8 protein-coding genes are annotated in these 13,255 nt (G+C 67.4%); 3 read left to right on the top strand and 5 right to left on the bottom strand.

What is annotated here, in order from left to right; translation table 11 throughout:
• The first annotated feature begins 668 nt into the window (after positions 1-668).
• Positions 669-4,160, top strand: coding sequence for a DNA-directed RNA polymerase subunit beta (gene rpoB, locus NS3_RS03725; RefSeq protein WP_067853469.1), 3,492 nt, complete (start codon positions 669-671; stop codon positions 4,158-4,160).
• Positions 4,161-4,292: 132 nt separating this feature from the next.
• The gene (locus NS3_RS03720; protein ID WP_067853466.1) at positions 4,293-8,246 is read left to right on the top strand and encodes a DNA-directed RNA polymerase subunit beta'; all 3,954 of its coding nucleotides are present in this window, start codon (positions 4,293-4,295) and stop codon (positions 8,244-8,246) included.
• Positions 8,247-8,323: 77 nt separating this feature from the next.
• On the opposite strand, the gene NS3_RS28865 is transcribed toward NS3_RS03720, so the two are convergent.
• The 5 genes from NS3_RS28865 to NS3_RS03700 form a co-directional block, all read right to left on the bottom strand.
• Entirely contained in the window at positions 8,324-8,464 is a 141-nt protein-coding gene (locus NS3_RS28865; protein ID WP_157101150.1) for a hypothetical protein, read from the bottom strand.
• Between the two features lie 180 nt (positions 8,465-8,644).
• Positions 8,645-9,292 carry a DUF8020 domain-containing protein gene (locus NS3_RS03715; RefSeq protein ID WP_067853464.1) on the bottom strand — a complete coding sequence of 216 codons (648 nt, stop codon included), beginning with the start codon at positions 9,290-9,292 and terminating at the stop codon, positions 8,645-8,647.
• A gap of 103 nt (positions 9,293-9,395) precedes the next feature.
• The gene (locus NS3_RS03710) at positions 9,396-10,388 is read right to left on the bottom strand and encodes a pirin family protein (protein WP_067853461.1); all 993 of its coding nucleotides are present in this window, start codon (positions 10,386-10,388) and stop codon (positions 9,396-9,398) included.
• A gap of 17 nt (positions 10,389-10,405) precedes the next feature.
• Positions 10,406-10,702, bottom strand: coding sequence for a GNAT family N-acetyltransferase (locus NS3_RS03705; protein WP_067853458.1), 297 nt, complete (start codon positions 10,700-10,702; stop codon positions 10,406-10,408).
• Between the two features lie 157 nt (positions 10,703-10,859).
• A complete protein-coding gene (locus NS3_RS03700; RefSeq protein ID WP_067853455.1) occupies positions 10,860-11,351 on the bottom strand; it encodes a SixA phosphatase family protein in 492 nt (163 codons plus the stop codon).
• 227 nt (positions 11,352-11,578) lie between these two features.
• On the opposite strand from NS3_RS03700, the gene NS3_RS03695 reads away from it, so the two are divergent.
• Complete coding sequence (locus tag NS3_RS03695; protein ID WP_067853451.1) at positions 11,579-13,246, top strand: FAD-dependent oxidoreductase; 1,668 nt, start codon at positions 11,579-11,581, stop codon at positions 13,244-13,246.
• Positions 13,247-13,255: the final 9 nt, after the last annotated feature.

Raw genomic sequence — 13,255 nt, 5'->3', positions numbered from 1 at the left:
GCCTGCCGCCCAGGCCGCCATCCGCGACTCGTTGGAGAGCAACGACGACACCCAGATTCTGCCCGCCTACTCCGACAACTCCTACGACACCACCGTCCGCCAGGACCTGTCCAAGAGCTGACCGCCTGGCGGGGACAGTACTCGAAATGCCGTGTGCCGGTGCGATTTCCGAATCGCACCGGCATTCTGTTCGTCAGGGGAGGTGTTGCGCCCGCCGTCGCTGCCCGGGTGCGATGTCGGCTCGCCGAACCCGTATGACCTGCGAAATCGCACTGGCGCAGCCCTTCTCGGCGGGCGTGGGCCGGCCCTGCCACTTGACGAGTTTCGCCCGACCCGTCACGCTATTGGACAACAGTGATAGCTGTCAGAGGCGGTCCGACCGACTCCGCGGCTCCCGGCGCAGCCAGCGTTACGGGGAGCGGGGAAGGCTCGGCGCGCCACGGGCGCGCTGGATCACACGGATGGTACTTTGACATGTCCGTGCCCAGGGGTGTAAGCTTGGACGTTGCGCTGGCTGCCTCCTGTCCACACCTCGATTCGCACACGTGAGTTCCACCCTTCCGGTGTTACTTCCGTCGTTGCCTGTTCGAGTTTCGTTCGGGTTGTAACCAGCGGAATTCGTAGCAGAAGCAAGCGACGGTCGCGGACCACCACGCGACGCGCGTGAGGTGCTGGAAGGACGCATCTTGGCAGTCTCCACCCAGACCAAGGCAGTTGCCGGAATCCCCGGAGCCCCGAAGCGGGTGTCTTTCGCGAAGATCCGTGAACCCTTGGAGGTGCCCGGTCTTCTCGATCTACAAACGGAATCGTTCGCCTGGTTGATCGGTTCGCCGGATTGGCGTGAGCGGGCCGCCGCTCGCGGCGACGTCGGACTGGTCGGTGGACTGGAGGAGGTGCTCGAGGAGCTCTCGCCGATCGAGGACTTCTCCGGCTCCATGTCCCTGTCCTTCTCCGATCCTCGCTTCGAAGAGGTCAAGGCCTCGATCGACGAGTGCAAAGAAAAGGACATGACCTACGCAGCTCCGCTGTTCGTCACCGCGGAGTTCATCAACAACAACACCGGTGAGATCAAGAGCCAGACGGTCTTCATGGGTGACTTCCCGATGATGACCGACAAGGGCACGTTCATCATCAACGGCACCGAGCGCGTGGTCGTCTCGCAGCTGGTCCGCTCGCCGGGCGTCTACTTCGACCACAGCATCGACAAGGGCACCGAGAAGGATCTGCACAGCGTGCGCGTGATCCCCTCGCGCGGCGCCTGGCTCGAGTTCGACGTCGACAAGCGCGACACCGTCGGTGTGCGCATCGACCGCAAGCGTCGTCAGCCGGTCACCGTGCTGCTCAAGGCGCTGGGCTGGAGCACCGAGGAGATCGCCGAGCGCTTCGGTTTCTCCGAGATCATGATGTCGACCCTGGAGAAGGACAACACCGCCGGTCAGGACGAGGCGCTGTTGGACATCTACCGCAAGCTGCGTCCGGGCGAGCCGCCGACCAAGGAGTCCGCGCAGACCCTGCTGGAGAACCTGTTCTTCAAGGAGAAGCGCTACGACCTGGCGCGCGTCGGTCGCTACAAGATCAACAAGAAGCTCGGCATCAACCTGGGTGTCCCGGTCACCGGTTCGGTGCTGACCAAGGACGACATCGTCACCACGATCGAGTACCTGGTCCGCCTGCACGCCGGCGACAAGGTGATGACCGCGCCCGGCGGCGAAGAGGTGCCCGTCGAGGTCGACGACATCGACCACTTCGGCAACCGTCGTCTGCGCACCGTCGGCGAGCTGATCCAGAACCAGATCCGGGTCGGCCTGTCGCGCATGGAGCGCGTCGTGCGTGAGCGCATGACCACGCAGGACGTCGAGGCCATCACGCCGCAGACCCTGATCAACATCCGCCCGGTCGTCGCCGCGATCAAGGAGTTCTTCGGAACCTCCCAGCTGTCGCAGTTCATGGACCAGAACAACCCGCTGTCGGGCCTGACCCACAAGCGCCGTCTGTCGGCGCTGGGCCCCGGTGGTCTGTCCCGTGAGCGCGCCGGCCTGGAAGTGCGCGACGTGCACCCCTCGCACTACGGCCGCATGTGCCCGATCGAGACCCCGGAAGGCCCGAACATCGGCCTGATCGGCTCGCTGTCGGTGTACGCGCGGGTCAACCCGTTCGGCTTCATCGAGACCCCGTACCGCCGGGTCGAGAACGGCCGGGTGACCGACGAGGTCGTCTACCTCACCGCCGACGAAGAGGACCGGCACGTGCGTGCCCAGGCCAACTCGCCGGTCGGCCCCGACGGCACCTTCCTCGACGACCGGGTGCTGTGCCGCCGCGGTAACGAGGAGATGGAGTACGTCGCGGTCGCCGAGGTCGACTTCATGGACGTCTCACCGCGCCAGATGGTCTCGGTCGCGACCGCGATGATCCCGTTCCTCGAGCACGACGACGCCAACCGTGCCCTCATGGGCGCGAACATGCAGCGTCAGGCCGTGCCGCTGATCCGTTCCGAGGCTCCGATCGTGGGCACCGGTATGGAGTTGCGCGCCGCGGTCGACGCGGGCGACGTCGTGGTGAACGAGAAGGCGGGCGTGGTCGAGGAGGTCTCGGCCGATTACGTCACCGTGATGGCCGACGACGGCAGCCGCAAGAGCTACCGCATGCGCAAGTTCAACCGCTCCAACCAGGGCACCTGCTCCAACCAGCGTCCGATCGTGGACGAGGGGCAGCGCGTGGAGAAGGGCCAGGTCCTGGCCGACGGGCCGTGCACCGAGAACGGTGAGATGGCCCTGGGCAAGAACCTGCTCGTGGCGATCATGCCGTGGGAAGGCCACAACTACGAGGACGCGATCATCCTGTCGCAGCGCCTCGTGGAGGACGACGTGCTCACCTCGATCCACATCGAGGAGCACGAGATCGACGCGCGTGACACCAAGCTGGGCGCCGAGGAGATCACCCGGGACATCCCGAACGTCTCCGACGAGGTGCTGGCCGATCTCGACGAGCGCGGCATCGTGCGCATCGGCGCCGAGGTCCGCGACGGCGACATCCTGGTCGGCAAGGTCACCCCGAAGGGCGAGACCGAGCTGACCCCGGAGGAGCGGCTGCTGCGCGCGATCTTCGGTGAGAAGGCGCGCGAGGTCCGCGACACCTCGCTGAAGGTGCCGCACGGCGAGTCCGGCAAGGTCATCGGCATCCGGGTGTTCTCCCGCGAGGACGACGACGATCTGCCTCCGGGCGTCAACGAGCTGGTCCGGGTGTACGTGGCGCAGAAGCGCAAGATCCAGGACGGCGACAAGCTGGCCGGCCGCCACGGCAACAAGGGCGTCATCGGCAAGATCCTCCCCACCGAGGACATGCCCTTCCTGCCCGACGGCACCCCGGTCGACATCATCCTCAACACCCACGGCGTGCCGCGTCGTATGAACATCGGCCAGATCCTGGAGACCCATCTGGGCTGGATCGGCAAGGCGGGCTGGCAGGTCGAGGGCACCCCCGAGTGGGCCGCGGCGCTGCCGGAGGAGATGTGGGGAGCCCCGCAGAACTCCAACATCGCCACCCCGGTGTTCGACGGCGCCCGCGAGGAAGAGCTCACCGGTCTGCTCAGCTCGACGCTGCCCAACCGCGACGGCGAGCGGATGGTCGACGACAACGGCAAGGCGGTGCTGTTCGACGGTCGTTCCGGCGAGCCGTTCCCGTACCCGGTGGCCGTCGGCTACATGTACATCCTCAAGCTGCACCACCTGGTCGACGACAAGATCCACGCCCGTTCGACCGGCCCGTACTCGATGATCACCCAGCAGCCGCTCGGTGGTAAGGCGCAGTTCGGTGGCCAGCGCTTCGGTGAGATGGAGTGCTGGGCGATGCAGGCCTACGGCGCCGCCTACACCCTGCAGGAACTGCTGACCATCAAGTCCGACGACGTGGTGGGCCGTGTGAAGGTCTACGAGGCGATCGTCAAGGGCGAGAACATTCCGGAGCCGGGCATCCCGGAATCGTTCAAGGTGCTCCTCAAGGAACTCCAGTCGCTGTGCCTCAACGTCGAGGTGCTGTCCTCGGACGGCGCCGCGATCGAGTTGCGCGAAGGCGAGGACGAGGATCTGGAGCGCGCCGCGGCGAACCTGGGCATCAACCTGTCCAGGAACGAAGCGGCCACCGTCGACGATCTGGCGAACTAGGCGGACGGGGCGGACGCCGACGTCGTGCGTGCGCCCCTCCCGCGCTCGATACGAGTTCGGCCGGGGAACCCGGCCGGACCTCACTAGTGAACTCTTGCTCGAATTCGACCCGCACAGGGGAAAGGAAGTTACGTGCTAGACGTCAACTTCTTCGATGAACTCCGGATCGGCCTGGCCACCGCCGACGACATCCGCCAGTGGTCCTACGGCGAGGTGAAGAAGCCGGAGACCATCAACTACCGCACGCTCAAGCCGGAGAAGGACGGCTTGTTCTGCGAGAAGATCTTCGGTCCCACCCGGGACTGGGAGTGCTACTGCGGCAAGTACAAGCGCGTGCGCTTCAAGGGCATCATCTGTGAGCGCTGTGGCGTCGAGGTGACGCGCGCCAAGGTGCGCCGTGAGCGGATGGGCCACATCGAACTGGCCGCGCCGGTCACCCACATCTGGTACTTCAAGGGCGTGCCCTCGCGCCTGGGCTACCTGCTCGACCTGGCGCCGAAGGATCTCGAGAAGATCATCTACTTCGCCGCCTACGTGATCGTCGCCGTCGACGAGGAACTGCGCCACAACGAGCTGTCCACTCTCGAAGCCGAGATGGAGGTCGAGAAGAAGGCCGTCGCCGATCAGCGCGACGCCGACCTCGAGGCCCGCGCGCAGAAGCTGGAAGCCGACCTGGCCGAGCTGGAGGCCGAGGGCGCCAAGTCCGACGTCCGCCGCAAGGTCAAGGACGGCGGCGAGCGCGAGATGCGTCAGCTGCGCGATCGCGCCCAGCGTGAGCTGGACCGGCTCGACGAGATCTGGACCACCTTCACCAAGCTGTCGGTCAAGCAGCTCATCGTGGACGAGGTCCTCTACCGCGAGCTGGTCGACCGCTACGGCGAGTACTTCACCGGCGCGATGGGCGCGGAGTCCATCCAGAAGCTGATGGAGAACTTCGACATCGAGGCCGAGGCCGAGTCGCTGCGCGAGACCATCCGCTCCGGCAAGGGGCAGAAGAAGCTGCGCGCGCTCAAGCGACTCAAGGTCGTCGCGGCCTTCCAGTCCAACGGCAACTCACCGATGGGCATGGTGCTCGACGCCGTTCCGGTGATCCCGCCGGAGCTGCGCCCGATGGTTCAGCTCGACGGTGGCCGTTTCGCCACCTCCGACCTGAACGACCTGTACCGCCGCGTGATCAACCGCAACAACCGCCTCAAGCGACTGATCGACCTCGGCGCACCCGAGATCATCGTCAACAACGAAAAGCGGATGCTGCAGGAGTCCGTGGACGCGCTGTTCGACAACGGCCGTCGCGGCCGTCCGGTGACCGGTCCGGGCAACCGCCCGCTCAAGTCGCTGTCGGACCTGCTCAAGGGCAAGCAGGGCCGGTTCCGTCAGAACCTGCTCGGCAAGCGCGTGGACTACTCCGGTCGTTCCGTCATCGTCGTCGGCCCGCAGCTCAAGCTGCATCAGTGCGGTCTGCCCAAGCTGATGGCGCTGGAGCTGTTCAAGCCGTTCGTGATGAAGCGCCTGGTGGATCTGAACCACGCGCAGAACATCAAGTCCGCCAAGCGGATGGTGGAGCGGCAGCGCCCGCAGGTGTGGGATGTCCTCGAAGAGGTCATCGCCGAGCACCCCGTGCTGCTCAACCGCGCGCCCACCCTGCACCGTCTGGGCATCCAGGCATTCGAGCCGCAGCTGGTGGAAGGCAAGGCCATCCAGCTGCACCCGCTGGTGTGTGAGGCCTTCAACGCCGACTTCGACGGTGACCAGATGGCCGTCCATCTGCCGCTGTCGGCCGAGGCGCAGGCCGAGGCGCGCATCCTGATGCTGTCGTCGAACAACATCCTCTCGCCCGCCTCGGGTCGCCCGCTGGCCATGCCGCGTCTGGACATGGTCACCGGTCTGTACTTCCTGACCCGCCTGGACGAGAACGCCCCGGGCCAGTACCGGCCCGCCACCGCGGACTCCCCGGAGTTCGGCGTCTACTCCTCGCCCGCCGAGGCGCAGATGGCCGTCGACCGCGGCGAGCTGACCGTGCGCTCGATGATCAAGGTCCGCCTGACCACGCAGCGTCCGCCCAAGGACGTCGAGGCCGAGCTGTTCCCCGAGGGTTGGCAGCGCGGCGACGCGTGGACCGTCGAGACCACGCTGGGCCGGGTGCTGTTCAACGAACTGCTGCCCGCCGACTACGCGTTCATCAACGAGCCGATGCCCAAGAAGCGGCAGGCGACGATCATCAACGATCTCGCCGAGCGCTACCCGATGATCGTGGTCGCCCAGACCGTCGACAAGCTCAAGGACGCCGGTTTCTACTGGGCCACGCGTTCGGGTGTCACCGTCTCCATGTCGGACGTGCTCGTTCCGCCGGAGAAGGCCGAGATCATGGAGCGCTACGAGGCGCAGTCGGATCAGATCGAGAAGAAGTACCAGCGTGGTGCGCTCGATCACCAGGAGCGCAACAACGCCCTGGTCAAGATCTGGCAGGAGGCGACCGAGGAGGTCGGTAGGGCGCTGCGCGCGCACTACCCGGCCGACAACCCGATCATCACGATCGTCGACTCGGGCGCCACGGGTAACTTCACCCAGACCCGTACCCTCGCCGGTATGAAGGGCCTGGTGACGAACCCGAAGGGTGAGTTCATCCCGCGGCCGATCAAGTCCTCCTTCCGTGAGGGCCTGACGGTTCTGGAGTACTTCATCAACACCCACGGCGCGCGTAAGGGTCTGGCCGACACCGCGCTTCGGACCGCCGACTCGGGTTACCTGACCCGTCGTCTGGTGGACGTCTCGCAGGACGTGATCGTGCGCGAGCACGACTGTGGCACCGAGCGCGGCATCGTGGTGCCGATCGCGGAGAAGCAGGCCGACGGCACGATCATCCGCGACGCGCATGTCGAGACCTCGACCTACGCTCGCACCCTGGCCTCCGACGCCCTCGACGCCGACGGCAACGTCATCGTGGCCAAGGGCGCCGATCTGGGCGATCCGGCGCTGGAGGCGCTGCTGGAGGCCGGCATCACCGAGGTGAAGGTCCGCTCCGTGCTGACCTGCACCACCGGCACCGGCGTCTGCGCCACCTGCTACGGCCGCTCGATGGCCACCGGCAAGCTGGTCGACATCGGCGAGGCCGTCGGCATCGTCGCCGCCCAGTCCATCGGTGAGCCCGGTACCCAGCTGACCATGCGTACCTTCCACCAGGGTGGCGTCGCCGGCGACGACATCACCGGTGGTCTGCCGCGTGTCCAGGAGCTGTTCGAGGCGCGTGTCCCCAAGGGCAAGGCCCCGATCGCGGAGACCTCCGGCCGGGTGCGGCTCGAGGACGACGACCGCTTCTACAAGATCACCATCATCCCGGACGACGGGAGCGAGGAAGTCGTCTACGACAAGCTCTCGAAGCGTCAGCGTCTGCGTGTGTTCAAGCACGACGACGGCTCCGAGCGCCTGCTCTCCGATGGTGACCACGTCGAGGTCGGCCAGCAGTTGCTGGAAGGCGCGGCGGATCCGCACGAGGTGCTGCGCATCATGGGCCCCCGTCAGGTGCAGGTCCACCTGGTCCACGAGGTCCAGGAGGTCTACCGCTCGCAGGGTGTGTCGATCCACGACAAGCACATCGAGGTGATCGTGCGCCAGATGCTGCGTCGCGTGACCATCATCGACTCGGGTGCGACGGAGTTCCTGCCCGGCTCGCTCACCGAGCGTGCCGAGTTCGAGGCCGCCAACCGCCGTGTCGTCGCCGAGGGCAACGAGCCCGCGGCGGGTCGCCCGGTGTTGATGGGTATCACCAAGGCATCGCTGGCCACCGATTCGTGGCTGTCGGCGGCGTCGTTCCAGGAGACCACTCGCGTGCTGACGGACGCGGCGATCAACTGCCGCTCCGACAAGCTGATCGGTCTCAAGGAGAACGTGATCATCGGCAAGCTGATCCCGGCCGGTACCGGTATCAACCGCTACCGCAACATCCAGGTGCAGCCGACCGAAGAGGCTCGTGCCGCGGCGTACGCGGTGCCGTCCTACGACGACACCTACTACAGCCCGGACAGCTTCGGCGCCTCCACCGGCGCCGCGGTGCCGCTGGACGACTACGGCTTCAGCGACTACCGCTGATCCGCTAGGGCATGAACACATCGGCCCCCGCTCCGAAAACCGGAGCGGGGGCCGAAGTGCGTTGTCGTGAAGTGCGCTCAGCCGACGGCGACGCCGCCGTTGTTGCTCTGCGAGCCGGCCGAACCGGTGATGAACGCGCTGAGGAAGTTGTTGACGAGCACGTTGCTGTCGACCGAGTTGGCGGTGGCGGAGTCGATGAGGGCGATGAAGTTGAGCATGGCTGCGTGTCCTCTTGCTTAAGGCGGATCGAGAAGATCCGAGTGCCTGTGGGGTTCCGGAAGCCCGGTCTGATGCGTTGACGCAATCGGAACAGCAGCTTAGTCACATTGCCGCGATTGTGACCAGAGTTTGTTTCGGATTGGTACGCCCGTGCTGATGCCCGGCGACGGCGCTCGCGCTCAGGGTTGGCCGGTCAGGTAGGCGATCGCCGCGTCCACGGCCGGTTGGCCGCCGCTGTTGTAGAGCCCGACGAAGGCGCCCGCCACGCCGCCGATCACCGCGCCCAGCGGCACGGTGATGAAGTCGAAGACGAACAGTCCGAGCGGGAAGCCCAGCAGGGCCCCGATAGCCGCGCCGATGCCCGCGGCGGCGGTGATCTCGGGCATCGCGCGCTGGGTCGCCTCGTGGAATCGTTCGTAGGAGCTGATGTCGCGCAACGGGGCCGCGGCCTGCTCGGCCGGGGTGAGGGTGAGCCGGGTGCCCGCCTCGTCGACGGTCGGGATCAGGTCGACGTCGTGGTCCTGGATGTGCAGGGTCATCGGCAGGGCGGCCAGCACGCGGCCGTCGGCGTCGTTGATCGTGACGATCCGGTCGTCGTGGACGAGTTCGAAACGGCCGCCGGTGATGTCGGTGACGGTGGCCCGGTGGTCCTCGGTCACCGTCATCCGGTAGTCCACGCCGCCGGTGCTGCCCCGGAGATCGGGAGTCGGCGCCGGGGCGTTCTGGGTGGGCCGGTCCTGTGCGGGTTCGGCGTGCGCACCCGCCGCGGTGAGGCCGATGGCCGCGGCGGCCAGCGCCGCCGCCATCGTCATTGCGCTGCTTCGCATGTGGTCTTCCTGTCGAGCTTCCGGGGATACCGGTTTCCGTATTGTCGGGATCGCCGGTCAACGTACCGGGTGGGCGCACATGCGGGAAGCGGAACCGCGCCGGTCAGTCCCGCGCGGCGTCGCCGATTCGGCGCTTACGCGGCTTCAGGTTCAACGGAGGCATCGGCGGCGCCGGAATGCGTTGCTCGGGAGGATGACCCGCGATGTCGGGGAACCGCGCGGTATCGCGGTTCTCCCACGCGGCGCGCGCCGCCACGATGTCCTCGTGGCCGCGGCCGACGAAGTTCCACCACATCACCAGTTCTTCCTCGAAGGGCTCCCCGCCGATCAGGGCCAGATGGGCGCCGGTGGCGCTGCTCAGCCGCAGTTCGGTACGGCCGCTGCCCAGGTACAGCAGCGGGCCCGGCTTCACCGGTGCCTCTGCCACCGTCACCTCGCCCTCGACGACCAGGACCGCGTGCTCGAAGCTCGGATCGACCGGCAGCGTCACCTCCGCGCCGGGCTCGATGCGGATGTCGGCGCCCACGATCGGGGTGTAAGCCTTGGCGGGCGAGGTCCGCCCCGCCAGGGTGCCGATGAGCACGATCGCCCGTACTCCCGGCGCTTCGTGGACGGGCAGGTCGCGGTGCTGCTCGAAATGCGGGGCGACCCCGGTGCTGTGGGCGGGCAGCGCTATCCACAGCTGCAGCCCCTCGCTCGCGGGCGCGTCGGTGGCGTGGTACTCCGAGTGCGCGATGCCGCGGCCGGACGTCATGAGGTTCAGTTGGCCCGGCTCGATCTCCACATCCGAGCCGACCGAGTCCCGGTGCCGGATGCGGCCGACGAACGGCCAGGTGACCGTCTGCAGACCGATATGCGGATGCGGATCGATATTCGAGGGGGCCTCGGTCCTGGTGACCGTCGGCGCGCCGAAATGATCGAGGAAGCACCAGGCGCCCACTGTGGGCAGATCCCGCTGCGGCAGGACTCGTTCCACGTAGACACCGCGCACGCCGCCGAGCGGCACCTCACGCGCGGGAAAGAATTCCGTCACCGGGCCGGGCCCGGGAGCCGGCGTGCACAGCGCCTCGTCGGGGCGCGGATCCAGATCGCTCATCTCGACACGCCCCGCTCTCAGCCCACCAGGTTCGGGGCGTACTCGGGATGCTTGTCGATGTAGCCCTTGATAAAAGGGCAGGTCGCGACGATGCGCTTGCCGCGGGCGATCGCGTCGTCGAGCGCGTACTTCGCCAGCGCGCCGGCCAGCCCCTTGCCGCCGAAGGCGTCGCCGACCTCGGTGTGGACGAAGTCGGTCCGCTCCCCGCTCTCCTCGTACTCGGCGAAACCGGCCGGCTCGCCGCCGTAGAAGACCTCGTAGCGGCTCTTGTCCGCGTTGCGGGTGAGCGTGATTTCCCTTGCCTGATCGGACATGGCCGACCTCCTTTCGGCTGCGCGGCGCCTCGGCGGCGCACGGGGTGTCGGACAACAGTCGCCTCGCCCGAGCGTACTCACGTCCGAGGGTGTCTTCATCGGCAAGCGTGGCCGTCACCTCGGCCGGGCCGAGCGCGGCTCGGTCCAGTGGCCCAGCTCAGCGCGGCACGTGGAAGGTGACCAGCTCGCCGACGCCCTCCCCGATCTGAGCCCACGGCCGGTCGAAGGTGAGCACCGCCAGTGCGGAGGTGGGGAACTTGCGGCTCAGTTCCATGGCGGCGTCGCTGTCCCGGTTGCCCGCCAGCTCCCAGGCCGTCCACGGCATTCCCGGGGCGTGGCCGATGAGCATCAGCGTCGAGATGTCGTCGTCGGAGAGCTGGACCAGCTCGATCAGCCTGCGCGGGGAGGCCTCGTAGATGCCCCGCTCGTAGACGACGGGGGCGGTGATGCCGGTGGCGTCGAGAGTCTGGCGGGTGCGGGTGGCCGTCGAGCAGCGCACCGCGTCCACGGCGGGCTGGGTTTCGCGCAGCCAGTCGCCCGCGAGCGCGGCCTCGCGCCGTCCGCGCGGGGCGAGTGGACGCTCGTGGTCGTCGACGCCCGCGGGATAGCCGGATTTGCCGTGCCGCATGAGGATCAGGGTCCGCACCATGTCGCCACGGTAATTCGTCACCGATTTCGGGTGCCGAAGTGGGGGAGTTCGCCGCGCCGTAGGTCCGATTGTGGTACTCAGGAGGGGTTCCGAGGAGAGGCGCTCGCCACTCTCGAGGCACACTGAAAGCGGGGTCACATTTCGCTGTGCGTCCATGTGGTCCCGCTGTCCACCTCCGACCCGCGGGTGGCGCACAGCCCCACGTACGTTTCGAGGATCTGCACACTATGGCCTACGTAATCACGCAGCGTTGTTGCAACGACGCCAGCTGCGTCTCCGAGTGCCCGGTCGACTGCATTCGTCCCACCCCGGACGATCCGAATTTCGCGACCACCGAGATGCTCTACATCGACCCGGACACCTGCATCGACTGCGGTGCGTGTGTAGATGCCTGCCCGGTGGAGGCCATCTTCTCCGAGGACGACCTGAGCGCTTCGCTCGCCCGCTTCAGGGACGTCAACGCGGCCTACTTCCAGCGCCATCCGCTGGAGCCGAACTTCGATCCGATCGTGGCGCCGGTGCGCCCGCCGAAGGAACTCGGCACCCTGCGCGTCGCGATCGTCGGCGCGGGCCCGGCCGCCTGCTACGCGGCCGAGGAACTGCTGCGGCGCTGTGAGGTCGAGGTCGAGATGTTCGACCGCCTGCCGACCCCGTGGGGCCTGGTACGCGCGGGCGTGGCGCCCGACCACCCGGGCACCAAGACCGTCTCGGCGATGTTCGAGTCGGCCTTCCGGCGCGAGACACTGCAGTACTACCTCAACGTCGAGATCGGCACGCATCTCAGCCACGAGGAGTTGCTGGCCCATCACCACGCGGTGATCTACGCGGTCGGCGCCGCGGCCGACCGCCGGATGAACGTGCCCGGTGAGGATCTGCCAGGCAGCCACTCCGCGACCGAGTTCGTGGCCTGGTACAACGGTCATCCCGATTTCGCCGAGCGCGGCTTCGACCTGTCGGGCGAGCGCGCGGTCATCGTCGGCAACGGCAATGTCGCCCTCGACGTGGCCCGGGTGCTCACCGTCGATCCCGACGAGCTGGCCAAGACCGACATCGCCGACCACGCGCTGGCCGCCCTGCGCGAATCCAACATTCGCGAGGTGGTCGTGCTCGGCCGTCGCGGCCCGCTGCAGGCCGCGTACACCAGCCCCGAGTTCATGGCGCTGACCCACCTGAAGGGTGTCGACGTCGTCATCGACGATGCCGAACTCGTGCTCGATCACGCCAGCCAGGCGCTGCTCGACGATCCCGAGGTGGAACCGTCGTTGCAGCTGAAATACACCCTGGCGAAGGAGTACGCGGCGGCCACGCCGAACCCGGACAACAAGCGCATCGTCTTCCGCTACCTCGCCTCTCCGACCGCGGTGCTCGGCGAGGACAAGGTCGAGGGCATCGAGTTCTGCCGCAACGAACTCGTCGAGCTGGACGGTCAGCTGGTCGCCCAGGCGACCGGCGAGACCGAACGGCTGGACGCGTCGCTGGTGCTGCGTTCCATCGGCTACCGGGGAGAACCGGTCGCCGATCTGCCCTTCGACGCGAGTCGTGCCGTTGTGCCGAACCAGAAGGGCCGCGTCATCGCCGACGGCGCCGTGCTGCCCGGCGTGTATGTCAGCGGCTGGATCAAGCGCGGCCCGCGCGGCGTGATCGGCTCGAACCGGGTCGACTCGCAGGAGACCGTCGAGCAGTTGATCGCCGACTTCATCGCAGGCGCGCTGCCCGCCCCCGGTGCGGACCGGGCGGCGCTGCGGGCGCTGGTCGCCGAACGTCAGGCCGATCTGGTGGATCGGCAGGGCTGGAAGAACATCGACGCCGCGGAGAAGACGGCGGGCCGCGATGCGGGCCGTCCGCGGGTCAAGTTCACCTCGCGCGAGGATCTGCTCAAGGCCGCGCGCGGCTGACGTCGATCG

Origin of the sequence: Nocardia shimofusensis NBRC 100134 (genome assembly GCF_001613125.1) — a bacterium.
Classification (GTDB): Bacteria; Actinomycetota; Actinomycetes; order Mycobacteriales; family Mycobacteriaceae; genus Nocardia; species Nocardia shimofusensis.
Note: the sequence above shows the minus strand (reverse complement) of the source record. Positions and strands in the feature narration are given on the sequence as shown.